We start from the raw sequence: 19243 nt of genomic DNA, 5'->3' as shown, positions 1-19243 counted from the left end.
TCAGATTCGTACTTTGTTCGTACCTGCTTCGGATGCGCACAGACTTTGACCCGATATGCAACAGACCTTGACCAGATCCCGAACAGAAATTATCTGGTCAGCATCTGCACAAAGTTTCTACACGTATTGATCAGCCCCGAACGCTGTCCGAACACAAGGCGAATAAAGCTATAAAAAAATCCCCCAAAGGTCTTGATGACAGATGGGGGATTTTTTATTATCAATGTTTCTTGATTAACGTTTCTTGATCATGCCACGGTCTGGTCGTATATTAACCTCGCCTTGGTCAAGCGTGCGGTAGCCCTTTCGGCTTACTGCATTGATAGAAGCTTTGGTGGTAATACCCGGTGCAGCATCGTTCAATGCTGTCGCCAGCATGGTCTCCTTCTTATCGCCTACATCGACAAACACGTAATCTGTTATATTGCTTTTATCTGGAACCAACCCATCCCAATAGTCTGAAAAATTCGCAGAATTCTTCAGAAGAAAGGAAACTGGCCAGAAAGATACCTTCTTTTGGACAACCTGCTCAAAAAAGCCTACAGGTTTACCGTATGTACGCGCACCAGAGGCTATGATCTGCACTTGCAGATAGGGCTTGAGCACATTAATTAACATTTCCGCTGCCGATGCTGTACGATCACTCACCAGGAAATAAACTTTACTCAAGTTCAGATTGCTCTTGCCTTCAAACTTGGTATCCTGAAACATTTTATTGATGCTCGGTGTCGCTTTAATATAATCGTTCACCTCATAGGTTAGCATCAGCTTTCCTTTCGTAATAGCTCCCCCAATTTTATCGGCAACATAAGCGGAAGCGTCAACATAACCACCGCCATTGTAGCGTAAATCAACAATTAAACTTTTAACCTGCTGAGCCTGGAATTTATCAAAAGCTGCATCAATCTTTTGTTGATTGACATTATTATTCTCAATTTCCTCAAAAGATGATAAAGCGAGGTACCCAACATTATTTCCATTATACGTGTAGATCGAATCTTTATAGATCGGGTCAATGGTATAACCATTCGCGTATGTAAGATCTTTGGTCGTTGTTGTCCCGTCTTGATGTTTCACTTGAAGTTTAAGTGTACCAGCGTCCAAAGCAGCATTCAGCTTATTCATCATTTTGTCCCGAGCACTTGCATCATTAATCGAACAACCAGTCGTCGTACAGGTGACGGCGATAGAATAATCAGAATCACCGTTGACTGCCGTAATAAAATCGGAACGCTTAAAACCTGCCTTTTGGGCCGGAGATCCGCCTTCTACAAAATAAATAATGGGCTGTGCCGTTTTTTCATCTTCCGTGCCCAACTGAACATAGATGCCGTACCCATCGTTCGTATCCATCTTAAGCCTGCCAGAAGCGGTTGTTCCGGTGTTATATCCATCTAGCCCCAACATATAGGAAAATCGGTCAAAGACTCCATTTGGATAAGCCGTATGTGCTGGTGTCATCTTCTTCAGCGCATCGAGCACCAAATCTGCTGAACCATATTTATCCGTGAATTGAGAAGGATCACTGGTATAATCAGGAATGGATTTATCCCAAAGTGAATATAACTTATAATACTTATAGATATCATCCTTGATCAGCTGCGCTTCGGTGCGCTCCACTGGTTCCGGCTCGGGCTCGGGTTTAGGATTATCCTTTTTGCAGGAAAAGACAAAAAGTCCAGTCAGTGCTATGGTGGCCAAACGTCCTGTTTGTTTTAAAGGCTCTAAGTTCATAGTTGAAACATTTGTAAAACAAACATAAATAATTTAAGTTGATCCGCAATAAAAAAAACACGCTAACTATGGAGAGTGCCAGCGTGTTTACTACCTATTGAAAAACGCCATAAGAACAAGCAAATCCATTAGATCGTTTTAACAAAAGTCAAAAATACTTTCCATGCCTAGTTTTTCAAGACATATTGATTTAATACTTATATTTCTCTTTCCATTTGTCCCTTAAACTCTGTCTCAATTTTTCCTCCTGCGAATTTTGCCCAGGCTCATACAATTTGACTCCACTGATTTCTTTGGGAAGAAATTCCTGAACAACAAAATTCCCCGGATAGGCATGTGAATATTTGTATTCGGCGCCATAATTTAAGTCCTTCATCAATTTGGTCGGCGCATTGCGGATATGCAGCGGTACAGATAGATCTCCAGTTTGTTTCACCAAGGCCTGTGCCTTATTGATTGCTTCATAGGAAGCGTTGCTTTTAACAGAAGTCGCCAAATAGATAACCGTTTGCGAAAGAATGATACGTGATTCGGGCCATCCAATAACATTGACTGCCTGAAAACAATTGTTTGCCAACAACAAGGCATTCGGATTGGCATTGCCAATATCTTCAGAAGCTAAAATCAACAACCTCCGTGCAATAAAGGATGGATCCTCACCGCCTTCGATCATCCGTGCAAGCCAATATACTGCGGCATTCGGATCAGACCCGCGGATTGATTTAATAAAGGCCGAAATAATATCGTAATGCTGCTCACCCGCTTTATCATAAATGGCCATATTTTGCTGTACCTGCTTCAATACAAAAGCATTTGTAATTGGCTCTTTGTGCAATACAGCAGCATTCACAACCAATTCGAGAACATTCAATAATTTACGTGCATCGCCACCAGAAAGCCGCAACAAGGCCTCATATTCTTCTACAACAATAGCTTGTTTCTGTAAATATTCATCTTCATGTAACGCTTTTTGAATTAATCCAATAAGATCTTCTTCCGAAAGATGTTCCAATACATACACTTGGCAACGCGAGAGCAATGCGGAAATGACCTCGAACGATGGATTTTCTGTTGTTGCACCAATCAGTGTCACAAGCCCGCGTTCAACAGCCCCTAAAAGTGAATCTTGCTGCGACTTGGAAAAACGGTGAATCTCATCAATAAATAAAATGGGTTGATCTTGGTTGAAGTTCATCAGCCGTTCGGCTTTTTCGATGACTTCACGAATATCTTTCACCCCTGCTTGAATCGCACTTAATGAAAAGAACGGCCGGTCGAGCTCTCTTGCGATCAGCAAGGCCAAACTTGTTTTTCCGACCCCGGGAGGTCCCCACAAAATCATGGATGGAATATTTTTTTGCTGGATCGCATGGTAGAGTACTGCATCTGGGCCCACAATATGTTGTTGTCCCACATAATCACTCAATTGCCGCGGTCTAAGTCGTTCTGCTAATGGAATTCGTGTCGCCATAACACAAAGTTAAAAATTAAACGGCACAGCGACTAAATATTTTAGCTTTATTCATCCAAACTCTTCGATGAAGAGTTCTGCAAAGCAATAAGCATCAAGCTTTCACAAACATAGTTTTGAGGGTTATCATTCGCCGTTCGATATTACTTTAACATTTTTTCACACAATTTTTCGTCATATTTGCTCTATTATATATGTAAATTGCTTTTGGCAGAGCATAACCGACCGTACAGGTTTATCGAATTAAGTAGTAGATTGCTCAAATATGTCCTTTAGCTAAATTTATGTAGACGTTAATAATAACGTAATATTTTATGAGAATGACAAAATACTGGATTTCTATATTTACCGCTTTGACTGCATTCATGAATATACCATGTCAGGTAATCGCACAGGATGCTGCCAAAGATTATACTGGCGCGATAAAACAATACGATGCTACCTTTAAAGGTATCGGTCCAGAGGTCTATTTTTTACCACCTCCAAAAACAGCCAATGAAATACTAGCAGAGCATTATGCCGACAAGAAGTCTTTCAGCAAAGAAATTGCCAGGCAGCTCCTGCTCCAGCGTCTATTATTGCAACTGCGGAGTACCAATAACTTGGGCCATTTTCAATATTTAATGAACCCCATGCCTACTGCGGCAAATAGCTGGGATAGTGCTATAGAGACGCAAACAAAAGCTGAAAACTGGATTGCTGGCTATGCGCTTGCCAATGAAGCAGCCTTATTTTCAATTAAAAATAACGATAGCAGCAATGCCTCAAAATTTTTATATCAGGCGCTTTCCTTGGCAAATCGTACCGATAATAGGGATGATATTGCTACAATTAATATGAACATCAGCAATTTCCAGCTGTATAGTGGAGACTTTGTACGTGCTGAAGAGAGCGCACAAAATTATCATACCTATGCCATGAAGAGCAAAAGCTATGCAGACCAAGCCAACGCCTGGCTTTTAATTGCTATGGCACGAGCCGGTCAGGGAAATTATAAAACTGCCGAGAATAATATTATCCGCAGTGCGATCCCTTTACTCAATAAGGCCAAAGCCTATGAGGGGAAGATTTTTGCATGGGAAATGCTTGCTGAAATTTATTTTAAGCAAAATAAATTTACCGAGGCTCAGTGGTTTCTGCTACAAGCCCGCGACTTGGCCAATGCAAAAAAACTGAGTAGCGAGCTCGCTGAAATCGAATACTTGCTGGCCTCCTCCAAGCAAAAAGATGGTAATTATAAGGTGGCGATCAAAGAATTTGTGCAGGCCGCTGAATTGGCTTCAGATGAAAATAACAAACAGCTCTCACTCGCTATATTGGATAAACTAGGCGAGGTCTATCTTGTGCTAAAAGATTATCCATCTGCTGATCAGACCTACAAAGCCTATACACAGTTAAAAAATGAATTGTACAATTGAAACATTTAAAACAATCTACCCCTTCTATTGGTCTGTTGAAAGAGCAGTCTACAAAGAGATTTTAAGCTTTTTGTAAATATTGAAGGATAAATCAAATAAATTTTTAGATTCTGCGATAATGTGCTACGAATTTCACTAAATTTAGCACGCTCATCAATAGGAGCTGAATATTTTTTAAAAAGAATGATTATTAAAACCGTCGAAAATATGTTTAGGAAACTCATATTTGCACTTTTTGTTGTATCCATTGTTTCTTGTGGTTCAAAACCACGAGTGGCGCTTCCTGATGATGGAGGGCTTAAACCAAGCACACAACATCAAATTATCGCTAAAGAAGTCTCGGGATTATTGGAAAATGCGAGCTACAAAAAGGTCAAAATGAATGATTCGATATCGGGTATCATATACGATAATCTAATCAAAACTTTGGATCAAGGAAAAAATTATTTGCTTCAAGCGGATATTGATGAATTTCAAGCGTACAGAAACAATCTTGCGCAGGATATCAAAAATGGAGATCTTTCTGCTGCATTCCATATTTTTAATGTCTATTCAAAGAGATACCTGGACAGAATGCAATATGCGCTTTCAGAAATCGATAAGAAACAGGATTATACGAAGGATGAGTATTACCAACCTAACCGTGAAAAATTAGGCTGGTTCAAAACGGCAGATGAAGCCAACGACCAATGGCGTAAACGCGTAAAATACGATCTGCTCAACTTAGAAACCGCGAGTGGTAAATCGACCGACAGCGCGAGGACCAAACAGGTGGAAACACTAAAAAAACGCTATGTCAATTTGATCTCGCAGGCAAAGAAAACCAATGCCAACGATGCTTTTCAAGTGGTCATGCAAGCATTGACAGATGCTGTTGACCCACATACGTCTTATTTTAACCCATCATTTGCACAGGCCTTCAATGAAGGAATGGCCAATACGTTTGAAGGAATCGGAGCACGACTTGTCGTCGACAACGAGGCCGTAAGCATCTTCGAAATTATCCCTGGTGGACCAATATTCAAAGACAAGAGCATTCATGTCAATGATAAAATCATTGCTGTAGCCCAAGGAAAAGATGGTGAATTCGAAGACATTATTGGCTGGAGACTTGATGCAGCCGTAGCAAAAATCAAAGGTCCAAAAGGAACCATTGTTCGCCTGAAAATTATACCTGCTGGTCAGCCAATGAACTCTCATCCGCGCATTGTATCTTTAGTACGTGAGAAAATCGTCGTTGAAGAAGAGTCTGCGAAAAAAGAGATTATGAACGTCAAAGGTGCCGATGGAAAAACGTACAAAGTGGGTATCATCAATATTCCGAAGTTCTACATGGATTTTGAAGCTTACAGAAGACGCGATCCAAACTATAAGAGCACAACGAGAGACGTTAGGTTAATCTTAGACACCTTGAAACAGGAAAAAGTAGATGCTGTGGTTATCGATTTGCGATTCAATGGTGGCGGTTCCTTACCGGAAGCAATTGATCTAACTGGTTTATTTATCGATAAAGGTCCAGTTGTACAAGTAAGAGACACCAAAAATAACATCGATGTCGAAGAAGATAAAAACGCGGGTGTATCCTGGGATGGTCCATTGGGCATCATGATCAACCGCTTCTCGGCTTCTGCTTCTGAAATCTTTGCCGGGGCTATCCAGGATTATGGAAGAGGTATTATCTTAGGATCTCAAAGTTATGGTAAAGGAACAGTACAATCGGCAATCGACATGTCACGCGTTATCAGCCCGACCAGCCGCTTACTGTTAAAGGCCTCAGGTGAAAAAGATCCAGATACCCCAGAAGGTGCTCCTCAATATGGACAGATCAATATCACCCTAGGTAAATTCTATCGTGTAAACGGTAGTAGTACACAACATAAAGGGGTTACACCAGATATCGTATTCCCTTCGCAGTTCTCCGCAGAGAAATTTGGCGAGAGCTCAGAAAAATCAGCACTCCCTTGGGATCAAATCCAATCGAGCAACTTCAAAAAAGTAGCTGATCTAACTGCTGTTGACAAAAAATTAGAAGCGATGCATGAGGCACGCATTAAAACCTCATTGGAATATAAGTATCTAAAAGAGGATATTGAAGAAGCTCAAAAAGATGAGGATGTTAAAATTCCATTGGAACTAAACAAATTCAAGAAAGAGAAAGATGACAACCTCAAGAAAAATAGAGACCGCATCAACGCCCTATTGAAATTGCAGGGTAAACCAGCATGGGAGGAAGGTAAATCCCAACCTAAAATCGATCTTGACTTTGTGAAAGATGAAAGTGCCAAAGTGATGACCGATTATATCATCAACTTTCAAGCAAAAAAATAGAACGTATTCTCTCTCTAAAAAAAGGCAACCGTAATCCCGGTTGCCTTTTTTTATGACACTCATCACAATAGGAAGAGTTTAACATTAAATTCACGTTTTCTTTGTAACTTATCGCTACATTCATTGTTTTAGTAATATACCGGTACTGCTTGAAGTCCGAATGATTCCCATAGCTCATACGCTAAAGATTTTGCAGGACAGGATGCACCAACCAGGTTATAGAAGTTAAACGTATAAAAAAGAACATCATGAAACGGATCCTCCTGTTAACTGACTTTTCAGAAAATGCTCTTCTTGCAGCACAACAAGTTGCGCTGTGCACAGAAGCCTGGAAAACTCAAAAGGTTATTATCTACCATACTTACAATAGTGTTACCATTGTCAATAACGAACCTATTGTCATTGTCAATGATGAGGTAAAAGAGACCAAAGAGAAAGAACTGACACAATGGTTTGACCAAATTAGATTATTGTTCCCTCCACAAGTGGAACTAACGCATCAGATGGAAGATGTTGATCTGCCATTGGGAGTCAATGACATGTGTAAATCGCACGACATTGACCTTGTCGCATTGGGTATCACCGGACAAACAGGTTTTGCTAAGATTTTGGTCGGAAGTAATGCTATTACGTTGATGGACATCTGCAATAAGCCCATGCTTATCGTTTCCCATAAGGTAAATCCTGCAGTCCCCAAAAATGTGTTGGCTACAACCGATCTGAAAGAGGTAGACAGAAAGCTGGATTTATTCAATTTAGATCAGGTTTTAGACACTTTCAATGCACAATTATATGTTTTGAATGTTGCTAAAAAAGAAGGTTCAGCCGCAGATTTGGCACAGGAATTAAAGCATCTCCATGAACGCCTGGACAAATATCATCCGATTTATGACTACATCAGCCATGATGATATTGCACTAGGTATTGAAGAATATGCCAAAGAGAAACATATTGATCTCATACTTTCATTCCATAAAAAGCAAGGACTATTAGCGAGCCTATTCAAAACAAGCATTTCTAAGAAAATAGCCTGGAATGGCGCTGCCAACTTACTGGTTATTCCCATGGATAGATCCTAGAAATCTGTGCTTTGTAAATATCAACAACGATGGACTCGTTGTCCAACAGAAACAAATTATACGACAAAACGCCGCAATTTAGAATACATTGCGGCGTTTTGTCGTATAATTCTTCCTCTGGGAAATCTCTTGCCGGGAAGTCTCTTATTTCTTGTCAACCGAATGTTTACCCGGCCCAATAAGGATAAGTCCTAAAAACACAAAGCAAAGCTCAATCGCATGTGATGCACCAGAGATACCATCTCCTTTAGAAAGATGCATTAATCCAGCGATGACCATCGTAAATGCAAGCAATAATGCCGCTGGTCGGAAAAAGAGCCCCAGCAATAAAAATAGGCCCCCAACAGTTTCGGTCGCAGCTGCCATAAACCCCCAAAAGGTAGGCATAAAATGAATACCAATATTACCCATAGATTTTCCTACACCTGCCCAGAGCTCAGGACCGCCCTGTAATTTGGGCAGACCGTGCATGATCATCATCACCCCAAGTCCAACACGCACGACCAAAAGTCCCGTATCCCTATATTTACCCAATGAATTCCAAATTGCCATAAAAAACGTTTAATTTATTAAAACTTGAATTACCGATCTCCCTAAATTAATGAAATTATTTAAATTGAACCCCTCACAGCACTCACCATAATAAATAAAGCTATTGCATTTATAATACTTAATGCGTAATTTGATGACTATAGACCCGATTATAATGCTTGGAACGGCTAAGACAGCGTAAAAAACCTTAGCTGCGGATTATGGATCAACAAATAACTAAAGGATGAAAAACCTACTCTTGTTAACAGACTTTTCGGACAATGCCTATGCTGCTGCTCGATATGCCGCACAATTAGCTCCACTTTGGGGCATTGAAAAAGTTGTCCTATACCACACATACGAAGTAATCCCTACCGTAGGTACTGAACCTGTTGTCATCAGCAATTCAGAAATCTTGGAAGAAAAACAAAAGGACCTCAATACCTGGCAACAGGAACTGATGTTGCTTTTCCCTGAGGGCATTGCCTGGAAATCAGTTCTTGAAGAATATGAACTTAGCTATGGCGTAAACCGTACCTGTGCTGAGGAGGACATTGATCTTGTCATCGTCGGGACTGCAGGTAAAAGTGGCTTAAAGAAACTGCTTCTTGGAAGCAATACCCTCAAGCTGATCGAAAATTGTCACACACCATTACTGGTGGTCCCCGCACGAGCAGAATTTCGGGTACCCAAAAAGATGTTGATCGCCACCAATCTCAAAGAGGTAAAACTAAAATTAAACCGTCTTTTGGTTAATGCGTCCGAAGTATTACGTAAAAGTGAGGTCTATGTCGTCCATGTGACCAAAGAAGATCCGGCAAATAAAGCCGTTAATGCAGAAATAACAGCCATGCAGGATTTACTGGCACCTTACCACCCAATCTATAGTTATATCCTCAATGCAGACATTGCTTCAGGAATCAACCAATACATCAACGAAAATCATATCGACATGATGGTCACTTTCCATCGGGACAAGGGCTTATTAAGTCGAATTTTCAATACGAGTATAGCGCAAAAGATGGCCTGGAAGAGTCAGGCTGCCATGATGGTCATCCCTGTACATTCGGGATAATCAACCAATAAATAAAACAACGAGATTCTGTTCAGCTTCCCCTACAAATAGGTTAACTGAACAGAATTTACTGTTGTATTCAAGGCTACTTTTCGCCCAAATACCAGGGCGTGATTATCATCAATATGCCCTGCAGGGTAGCCAAATGCTACCGGGAAATCATATTCTTTAACTATATCCCACACAATTTCCTCTACACGCTGCCCAAAAGCAGGATCATTGTCTTTCATAGCAGAAAAGCCCCCTACAATTAGACCATTCAATTTTTTTAATTTCCCCGCGCGCTTCAATGCCCTTAGCATTCTGTCTACGGAGTAATAGGCTTCACCTACATCCTCTATAAATAAAACTTTATTCTTGTAATTGACATCCGAATTAGAAGCAAGTACAGATAGTAAGATTGCTAAATTTCCACCGACCAATTTTCCTTCGCCTTTACCCGCACGATTGGGGAATAACGTTTGCTCGTAGGCAAAATCCATATTATGACCAAACAATGCATTTTTTAAAGTTTCCAACGATGCTTTTGTGCCCGTTTCAAAAGACTTTGGCATCTGTCCATGTATTGTTGTAATTTTATAGTTCCGTTGAATATGACTATGCAATACGGTAATATCGCTAAAACCCACCAACCATTTGGGATCTTTTTCAAAGCTTGAAAAATCTATCTGATCGACAATACGAACACAACCGTAACCTCCGCGCGCGGCAAAAACTGCTTTAATCGACGGATCATCCAGTGCCCACTGCAGATCGGCAGCGCGTAAATTGTCATCTCCGGCAAATTGATGGAACGATGTCCCAACAGTCTTCCCAACCACAACTTCCAGCCCCCAGTTCTCCAATGTTTTTATGCCAACATCAATAGAGCCACGTATAAAACTCGCAGGACAAACGATAGCTACTTTATCGCCTTCTTTCAGAAAATCAGGTATTTTGGACATCTTTTTTTATCGCTAATGATCAAACGTAAGGAGCTCTCCATTGTAGAGTCCAGTTATAAATTTACTTGATATATTGTGCTTATATGTACAAATAAACGTAAATTTATCTAAGTTTTCTACCGCTATTTTGAATAATATTTCTACGATAACAAGCTGTTAAATGGAAGCGCATTTTAATCAAGTTGAAACAATCGTAGAAATGAGCCAAAACAAGAATTCAAGAATAAATTGTTCGATATGACACGCATTTATATTGCATATAAACAGCAATTTATCTAAGTTTGCCAAAGAAAACAAGTACACACTTTAATATACTTTCAAGCATTGAGTATTCTAGATAAAAAACGTTATACCATCACATCGGCATTACCTTATGCCAATGGTCCTTTACATATTGGACACCTTGCCGGAGCTTATATCCCAGGGGATATCTTTGTCCGCTATTTGCGTCTGAATCAAAAAGATGTAGTCTATGTATGTGGTTCAGATGAGCATGGTGCGGCGATTACCATCCGTGCAAAAAAAGAGGGCATCACCCCGCAACAAATCATTGACAAATACAATAAACAAATCAAAGAAAGCTTTGAGGAGTTTGGTATCTCTTTCGATATATATCACCGTACATCGGAGCCCATACATCACCAGTTATCGCAGGATTTCTTCTTGAACCTTTACAACAAAGGTGAATTTGTCGAGAAATTTTCGGAGCAGTACTACGATGAGGAATACCATCAGTTTTTGGCCGACCGCTACATTACGGGAACTTGTCCAAATTGTAAGTCCGAAGGCGCTTATGGTGACCAATGTGAAAAATGTGGGACATCACTTAGCCCAACAGATTTGATCAACCCAATTTCAACATTGAGCGGAAAAACGCCAGTTTTGAAAGAAACGAAACATTGGTACCTACCTTTGGATAAATACCAGCCTTGGCTTGAAAAATGGCTGATCGAAGGAAAGAAAAATATCCTTAAATCCAACGTTTTTGGCCAATGTCAATCTTGGCTTAAATCCGGTTTACAGCCGCGTTCAATGACAAGAGATCTGGATTGGGGCGTTGATGTACCTTTGGCTGAAGCAGAGGGTAAAAAACTATATGTTTGGTTAGATGCACCTATCGGTTATATCTCAGCAACAAAACAGTGGGCTTTAGACCATGGTAAAAACTGGGAAGACTATTGGAAAACCCATGAAAACCCAGCAGACGATTCTACGCTGATCCATTTTATTGGAAAAGATAATATTGTTTTCCACTGTATTATTTTCCCGGCGATTCTTCATGCACACGGCGACTATATTTTACCAGAAAATATTCCAGCCAACGAATTCCTTAACCTGGAAGGTGATAAGCTGTCCACGTCTAGAAACCATGCGGTTTGGTTACATGAATACCTACAGGAATTTCCTGATAAGCAGGATGAATTGCGCTATGTATTGACATCCATATTACCGGAAACTTCGGATGCCGAGTTTACCTGGAAAGATTTCCAAGCTAGGATCAACAATGAGCTCGTTGCTATTTTTGGAAACTTTGTCAACCGTGTCTTGGTACTTTCTCACAAATATTTTGATGGCAAGGTATTGAACGGTTCGCCACTAACAGCTGTAGATCAAGCGGTACTGGATGAACTAAAATCATACCCTACTTCTATCAAATCGTCTTTGGAGCAATTCCGCTTCCGTGAGGCATTGGCAGAATTTATGAATGTAGCTCGTCTGGGCAACAAATATCTTGCTGATGAGGAGCCATGGAAAATCATTAAAACAGATGAGGAACGTGTCAAAACAATCCTAAATGTTGCTGCTCAAATCGTTGCCAATCTTGCCGTTCTTGCACAACCGTTTTTACCGAAAACAGCTATCAAATTATTTGAAATGCTTAATTTTCCGCAAGGAAACTGGAACGACGCAGGTTCAGATGCTTTGATCCAAGCTGGACACCAATTGGGTGAAGTGCAATTGTTATTCGACAAAATAACCGATGAACAAGTCGACTTCCAGTTAAACAAACTTGCTGAAGCAAAAGCGAAAAACTTAGCCGATAATGCCAAGGTTGCTCCTGCAAAAGAAAATATTAGCTTCGATGATTTTGTTAAAATGGATATCCGTGTCGGAACCATTGCCGCTGCTGAAAAAGTTGCCAAAACCAAGAAATTGTTAAAATTGACGATAGACACCGGCTTAGATACACGCACTGTCGTTTCGGGTATCGCAGAGTTTTTCAGTCCTGAGGAGATCGTAGGCCGTCAGGTATCCATCTTAGTCAATCTTGAGCCTCGTGAAATAAAAGGAATTATGTCACAGGGAATGATCCTTATGGCCGAAGACGCTGATGGTCGATTGGATTTTGTCAAACCCGATACAACAATTAAAGTCGGAAGTACGGTACGTTAATATAAGACCTACCTCCTTTTATACAAAAAGCCTGTTCATACGAACAGGCTTTTTTATCATCTCGACCGCCTACCCCCCTAAAAGAGTATACTCTGCAAACGCTTCTTAAACGCCTTCTCATCCATATAATCATAGACGGTATCTTTCAGTTTTTTTATGATCTCTGCCCTGGATTCCGCAACAACTTTTTTCTTCTTGGTCAGCACGTTGGAAAATGCAGTATTGGTAATCTCCACCTTTGTGGCAAACATATTTACATTCATACTTGGGATGGATATCCCCATCACTAAGCCCGGGAGTCCGTGTATAAGTTCAGGACCACCGGAGATAGGGATTTGCCCCGCAAAAAACGCAACCACATAGACCGAATCTTGAATAATTCCATTGGCTCTTCTGCAGTCATATCCCGCAATATTTCGGTATTCATCGGTATACTTCCATTTTACAGTAGGCAATGAATCTTTAAGCAAGAGCTGATCATCTCCAAAGGGGAGCAATTTTAAGAATTCCTGATTCTGGAAATTAATGTACGTTTTTGAATCCGGGAGAATAGAATTATAGTGAGTCACATTACGATAATTTGCGGGATAATCTTCCTGCACCGTTTCAAACAGGGTTTCATTATCGTAAAATTTCAGGATATGATGGGTCACCACCTCTGCAGGCCCATTCTTCACCGCATTGTCGACCATCAGCTTATCCCAGGTATCTAAATCGGGTTTGCTGAGATAATTGCGTTTTAAGAAATTCTGCACATGAAACTTCCGTTCATAAGTCACCGTTCCGCTGCTCGGAAAATACGCGTGTTGTGCATGGGCTACTCCTGAGCTCAACAATAATACCCAGACCATCAACTTTATATACTTACTCATTTGGCATCTCCTTTCATTGTTGTAAAATTGTAGATTACTTTTAGCATTCCATAACGACGCAGTACATCGTTGCTGGTCTGGATAAATGAAGTTCCATTTTGATAACGGTACACCCCATTATTTTTGTTTAAAATATCATTGACAAATACCTGTACTTCCAAAGACTTATCTTTCAATAATTTTTTGGAAACATACCCATTCATATTAATGATATTAATGGATTGCAATGTTTTCGTCGCAGCTTGATAATTTTGGTCTGTAGACAGCGAGATTTTAAAATCTTTTGGCAAATAATAAGTGAACTGCGAATAAGAACGGAATTTAAAGGTTGTGCGGTTCAATTCGGGCTGTAAAAAAGAGCTCATTTGCTCGACCCCCGGCATCAACGAAATATAAAAGTCCATCTTATTTGCTTTATATCTGTTAAAGCCTATTTCAGGAGTTATACTCTTTGTCTGATTTCTATTGAGCTTTGGTTCTTCGTTATACGATGATAAATAACTAAATTGGCTATTGTACTGACCGTTGACACCGATATTCATTTTCAATCCCCATTTCTTTTGTAGCACAAAACTGTAAGATCCACTACCATAAATACGCCAATTATCCTTATCAATATTAACATAGGAAATTTGTTGCGTACCCTCGTCCAGGTTATAGCGTACATTGGTATTGATATTCTTCTTACCCTGATCTGCGCTCGCATAAAAATAGAATCCCTGGTCTTTCAACTGCTTATAGCTATTGTAATTAATCGAATAGGAGTTGTTAAACCCTGCTTTCAGATTTGGATTATCCAAATATTCCACAAGCGGCTGTGCGTTTTGCTTTAAAGGCTCGATCTGTGTCAACGAAGGTTGTGCCGTACGTCCACTATAACGAAATCCAATGTTTTTACTCTTCGAAAGTTTATAGTTCACCGAGACGTTCGGGTTGATAGAAGTCTGATTGCGCTGCAATGTTGTATTGAGGTTGTTATACGTTCTCTTTACATCCTCAAAATCAACTCTATTGCTTAAATTGACAGTTAAACTACTGGTTTTATAATTCAGCGAGGTGTTAATACCATTTTTCAAACTGGAAAAATCGAAATCATTTAATAGATTTTGATCCAGGACAGTGTATTTACCTGTAGCAGGATCTTTATCGAATGACTGATTAAGTGTTTCCGAGTTGTTACTATTAAAAGAATACCCTACTGCAGCTGTCAATCTTTTGGAAAGGGGCTCCGAGTACGTCACAGAAGCGGCATAAGCATTATTTGTAAGTTTATCATTCTTAAATTGATCAATTACAGTCTTATTTCCCGAACTTTCAAAGTAGTTCTCAGAAAAATATTGCGTTTTAGAACTATTTTTATCCGTATTGGCACTGACATTAAAAGTAACAGATCTACGCTCCTTTTTAAAACGACGGGTTAGCATCGCATTCACATTGAACTTATCCTGATCACTATTTAGATCCGTGTTTGAATTAGTTTCTGTAATCAGTGTTCCGTCCAGTTTACGTTGGTCGGCTTTGGAGTCTGATTTACTATCGCGATTGGACTTGGTATATCCCATATTGACCGTCAAATCGGATAGTGAATCTAACTTTAAATCATATCTTAAATTTGCAATATTTGCCTGCGTTTCGGTTTCTGATGACGTCACATTATTATCTACCTGTGCACGTTCAGGAAGGTTATTCTGCGCGTTGTATGTACTTGTATTGTTGACATTGATCTGATTCCGCTTAAAGTTTGCATTGATCTTATGCTTATCATCTTTGGATTTGTCGGAATAACTTGCTCCCATGTTTATGGCCTTAGGCACGCCGCCACCATAGTATTTACCGTCCCATCCCCCATCGGAACCATCACCACCACCAGAAATCATAATACCACCACCGTCCATCATCTGTACATTGCTACTTCCGCCCACACCATATTTTTGGCTATCTTCAAATCCTAGTCCGACCATTCCATCATTGGCCAGAATACCATAAGCAGCAATTTTCTGCGATCCCTTAAACTTATTGAGCATGACTTTTCCGCCATAATATTTATCTGTACCAGCTCCCGCAACAGCTTGGCCGAACATTCCTTTTTTCTTATCTTCTTTAAGCTTAATATCAATTGTCTGCGTTCGTTCACCATCATCTACCCCTGTACGTACGGCAAGATCTGATTTCTTCTCATAGACTTGTACCTTGCTGACCATATCTGACCGAATATTCTTGGTGATCAGGGTTGGATCATCCCCAAAAAACTCTTCCCCATCAAGCAATACTTTTTTTACTTCCTTACCTTGAGCGATGATCTTGCCTGATCCATCCATCGTAATACCCGGCAATACCTTCAACAGATCCTCTACTTTAGCATCCTTCTCTACTTTAAAACTACCGGCATCGTATTCGATGGTGTCGCCTTTAATAACTACAGGAATTTTACCATTCACCTGAACCTCCTCCAATAGTAGAGCTGCTTTGGATAGCTTTACAATACCAATATCTAAATCTTCGGCAGCCACATGGATATCCTTTACCAAGTCAGCATACTGCGGATAGGAAACCACCATTTTATAGGTACCTGTGTCGATATTAGCTATTTGGAATGTTCCATTTTCCTTCGTCCGACCGAATTTAACCAAAATCGAATCTTTGGGACTGAGCAGCGCGATTGAAGCTTGATGTAGTTTTGCAAGATCTTTGATATCGGCCACCGATCCCACAAGTTTATGTTGTGCATAGGACTTGGAACTCAGGACTGAAAATAAAAGAAACAAAACTAGGGAATAGGTTAGTTTCATAAAATTTCGTTTATATATTGTCGAGGTAAATATATAAATGTTGCTACGGAAAATTCGTAAAATAATGTTAAATAATTATGTAATTAATAAATGAAACTTGACCCGCTCAAATAAAACACGATAATTCACGCTATATCAATAATTTAATCTCATAAAAAAAGAGGCGTAACTTATTTGTTACGCCCCAGTATAAATAGAAAAATATATTTTATTTCCTTTAATCTACATTTAGGTTCAATTCTTTTTCCTTATTGATTAAATGGGCAATACTTGTATCATTTAAAATCTGCAACATGGCATTTCTTACCTCAACAAAGGTATCGCGTATGCCACAGGCATGTTCTTGAGTACACTCATCACATGATCTGTAGAAGTTTAAGCTCACGCAGGGTAACAAAGCGATAGGTCCATCAATCAGGCGCATAACCTGCGATAAGAAAACATCTTCGGGAGCCTTATTGAGGCTATAACCACCTCCAGCGCCTTTTTTGCTATAGAGAATTCCGGCATTTCGCATTTCAAGCAGAATTTGTTCCAAGAATTTTTTTGGAATATTCTCCTCCTGTGCAATCTTCACGATTTGCATAGGCTCATTGCCGTAGTTACGACCAAGCACCATAAGTGCCTTTATTGCATATTTTGTCTTTTTGGAAAGCATAATTTGTTAACCCCCTGTTGAATTGCAAATTTACGTTTTTTATTCAATAGAATAAAACCGCCCTAATTTCACGTATGTATCATCTGTATGGGCGCAAACTGTAGTTCACATCTGCCCACACTGCAGTCTCATGCGTCGAAGATATGCTATTGCTATACATGATCACCTACGATAAACTAACTATTTGTTTATCTAAAAAATAACCTTCGGATTTAGTTTATCCATAAGGATTCTACTACTCCGAAGGTTGTCTGTGTTGTTAAAACTTAATGAGCGTTCGCTCTGGTCTCTTATTGTCCCAATACCGCCGTAATCGGTTTTCCGATACTGCCATTAGGCTCGGTAATGTGTAAGAGCGACGAAATTGTCGGTGCGATATCCACAATATGCACCTCTGTATTAGATACTCCGGGTTTAATTCCCCAGCCCATAAATACCAAAGGAATATGGGAATCATACCCAGACCAGGTACCATGTGTCGTACCGGTCGAACGAGGCGTACCGTCGTACCATTGTGGCTCACAAACGATCTGGATTGAACCGCTACGTTTAAAATTGTAGCCATTGATCATTTTTTCACGGATAGGCGCCGGAATCATCAGACTTTCACCCTTTTCCATATCAGCAACATAAGCGACGCCTTCTGTATGGCGAAGCTCACGAATGATGGTCTCTTTTATTTTATCACGATCCAAGTTCAAAGAATCAATCAATTGATTATTTAAGTGCACCTGGTAGTTCATCATACTTTTAACAAGCTTCTCTTGTCCAAATTTCTCTTTAAGGGTTTTGTTAAGTCCTGTGATAATCTGACGGGAATAGAAATAACCACCGTTTCCTTTCATATCCATAAAGAACCGAGAGTTATAAGAAGCGCCATGATCTGCTGTCAGGAAGAACGTGTAGTTACCCTTGCCCACCGTCTTATCCAGGTAGTTGAAGAAATCGGCAAGCTGTTTATCGAGCTGCAGATAGATATCTTCAATCTCCACTGCTGTCAATGAGTAACGGTGCCCCACATAATCTGTTGCTGAAAGGCTCACACAAAGAAAGTCGGTATTTTTAGTTGGGTTATTTCCCATCTGCTCATTTTTGATTGCTTCCATAGCTAGATCCAACGTAAACTGATTTCCCATTGGTGTGGTTTTGATCAGCTCATAGCCTTCGTCTTTCATTAGCTTGGAAGTCGCACGCGGCAAAGTCGGCTTTTCTTCTCCAGGGTACTTACCTTCGTAGATGTTATCATCGGCAATACTGTTGGCAGCATAGGTGCTGATATCATACATTGGTTTCCAGTCGCCTTTCAGGTATTTCTCGGCCAATTTTTTCTTGTTGAAGTCCACCACCCATTTTGGCAGTTTATCCATGTAGAAATTAGAGGTAATCCAATCACCTGATTTTGCTTCAAACCAATACGCTGCATCGGCAAAATGTCCCGCCGGCAGAATACCGCCACGGTCTTTGATTGCAATACCGATCACTTTGGATTTAAAGTTAGAAGCGAGCTTCAATTGGTCCGTTACGGTCGAAGCAAGCAAATTACGTGGAGACTGCTGCCCTTCCTTGGCTGTAGTACCTACACCAATGACATTGTCGTCCTGCGTACAGTACATATTCTTGCCCGTCTGTTCTTCGATCCAGTCATTGCCTGCAATACCATGTATGGAGGGAACTGAACCTGTATATACCGAACTGTGCCCAATGGCTGTGTATGTCGGAATATAATTAATCAATGTATTTTCACAGGAGAATCCTTCTTTCAAAAGTCGTTTGAAACCATCATTTCCATATCGATCTGCAAAACGATATAAATAATCCCAACGCATTTGATCCACCATCAGGCCGACAACCAATTTTGGTCTTTCCGGTTGTTGCGCCATGGACGAAAGCGCCGCTATTCCAAGGACGACACTTAAAAAAAATCTTTTAATCATAATCGTATTAAGTATT

General features: G+C 40.1%; 13 protein-coding genes. 5 read left to right on the top strand and 8 right to left on the bottom strand.

The genetic code is table 11. From position 1 onward, the window contains the following. Positions 1 to 234: 234 nt before the first annotated feature. Both M2419_RS15865 and M2419_RS15860 read right to left on the bottom strand, forming a co-directional pair. Entirely contained in the window at positions 235 to 1734 is a 1500-nt protein-coding gene (locus M2419_RS15865) for a S41 family peptidase (RefSeq protein WP_159730153.1), read from the bottom strand. Positions 1735 to 1924: 190 nt separating this feature from the next. Beyond that, positions 1925 to 3205, bottom strand: a complete 1281-nt coding sequence (locus M2419_RS15860) for a replication-associated recombination protein A (RefSeq protein WP_159730151.1) — start codon at positions 3203 to 3205, stop codon at positions 1925 to 1927. A gap of 314 nt (positions 3206 to 3519) precedes the next feature. On the opposite strand from M2419_RS15860, the gene M2419_RS15855 reads away from it, so the two are divergent. The 3 genes from M2419_RS15855 (at position 3520) to M2419_RS15845 (ending at position 8030) form a co-directional block, all read left to right on the top strand. Continuing rightward, positions 3520 to 4623, top strand: a complete 1104-nt coding sequence (locus M2419_RS15855; RefSeq protein ID WP_259255334.1) for a M48 family metallopeptidase — start codon at positions 3520 to 3522, stop codon at positions 4621 to 4623. Positions 4624 to 4830: 207 nt separating this feature from the next. Next, positions 4831 to 6951, top strand: a complete 2121-nt coding sequence (locus tag M2419_RS15850) for a carboxy terminal-processing peptidase (RefSeq protein ID WP_259255333.1) — start codon at positions 4831 to 4833, stop codon at positions 6949 to 6951. A 248-nt stretch (positions 6952 to 7199) separates the two neighbouring features. Continuing rightward, positions 7200 to 8030 carry a universal stress protein gene (locus tag M2419_RS15845; RefSeq protein ID WP_075990523.1) on the top strand — a complete coding sequence of 277 codons (831 nt, stop codon included), beginning with the start codon at positions 7200 to 7202 and terminating at the stop codon, positions 8028 to 8030. 144 nt (positions 8031 to 8174) lie between these two features. Here the strand turns inward: M2419_RS15845 and M2419_RS15840 are convergent, their stop codons facing one another. Further along, entirely contained in the window at positions 8175 to 8582 is a 408-nt protein-coding gene (locus M2419_RS15840) for a DoxX family protein (protein WP_159730142.1), read from the bottom strand. 223 nt (positions 8583 to 8805) lie between these two features. On the opposite strand from M2419_RS15840, the gene M2419_RS15835 reads away from it, so the two are divergent. Next, entirely contained in the window at positions 8806 to 9636 is an 831-nt protein-coding gene (locus M2419_RS15835) for a universal stress protein (protein WP_153845362.1), read from the top strand. A gap of 41 nt (positions 9637 to 9677) precedes the next feature. On the opposite strand, the gene M2419_RS15830 is transcribed toward M2419_RS15835, so the two are convergent. Further along, on the bottom strand, positions 9678 to 10580 hold the full coding sequence (locus M2419_RS15830) for an LD-carboxypeptidase (RefSeq protein ID WP_259255332.1): 903 nt from the start codon (positions 10578 to 10580) through the stop codon (positions 9678 to 9680). A gap of 324 nt (positions 10581 to 10904) precedes the next feature. Here M2419_RS15830 and metG point away from each other — a divergent pair, with 324 nt between their 5' ends. Beyond that, on the top strand, positions 10905 to 12974 hold the full coding sequence (gene metG / locus M2419_RS15825) for a methionine--tRNA ligase (RefSeq protein WP_182330523.1): 2070 nt from the start codon (positions 10905 to 10907) through the stop codon (positions 12972 to 12974). Positions 12975 to 13051: 77 nt separating this feature from the next. Here metG and M2419_RS15820 read toward each other — a convergent pair whose 3' ends face one another. The 4 genes from M2419_RS15820 to pafA form a co-directional block, all read right to left on the bottom strand. Continuing rightward, positions 13052 to 13846: a GLPGLI family protein gene (locus M2419_RS15820; protein WP_228280100.1), complete on the bottom strand. Its 795-nt coding sequence runs from the start codon at positions 13844 to 13846 to the stop codon at positions 13052 to 13054. Then, a complete protein-coding gene (locus M2419_RS15815) occupies positions 13843 to 16635 on the bottom strand; it encodes an outer membrane beta-barrel protein (RefSeq protein WP_182330524.1) in 2793 nt (930 codons plus the stop codon). The genes M2419_RS15820 and M2419_RS15815 overlap by 4 nt, the downstream gene beginning before the upstream one ends. 217 nt (positions 16636 to 16852) lie before the next feature. Then, a complete protein-coding gene (locus M2419_RS15810; RefSeq protein ID WP_153845359.1) occupies positions 16853 to 17293 on the bottom strand; it encodes an Rrf2 family transcriptional regulator in 441 nt (146 codons plus the stop codon). A gap of 290 nt (positions 17294 to 17583) precedes the next feature. Then, positions 17584 to 19227: an alkaline phosphatase PafA gene (pafA, locus tag M2419_RS15805; protein WP_153845358.1), complete on the bottom strand. Its 1644-nt coding sequence runs from the start codon at positions 19225 to 19227 to the stop codon at positions 17584 to 17586. Positions 19228 to 19243: the final 16 nt, after the last annotated feature.

Origin of the sequence: Sphingobacterium sp. BIGb0116 (assembly GCF_024808035.1) — a bacterium.
GTDB classification, from domain to species: domain Bacteria; phylum Bacteroidota; class Bacteroidia; order Sphingobacteriales; family Sphingobacteriaceae; genus Sphingobacterium; species Sphingobacterium paramultivorum.
Note: the sequence above shows the minus strand (reverse complement) of the source record. Positions and strands in the feature narration are given on the sequence as shown.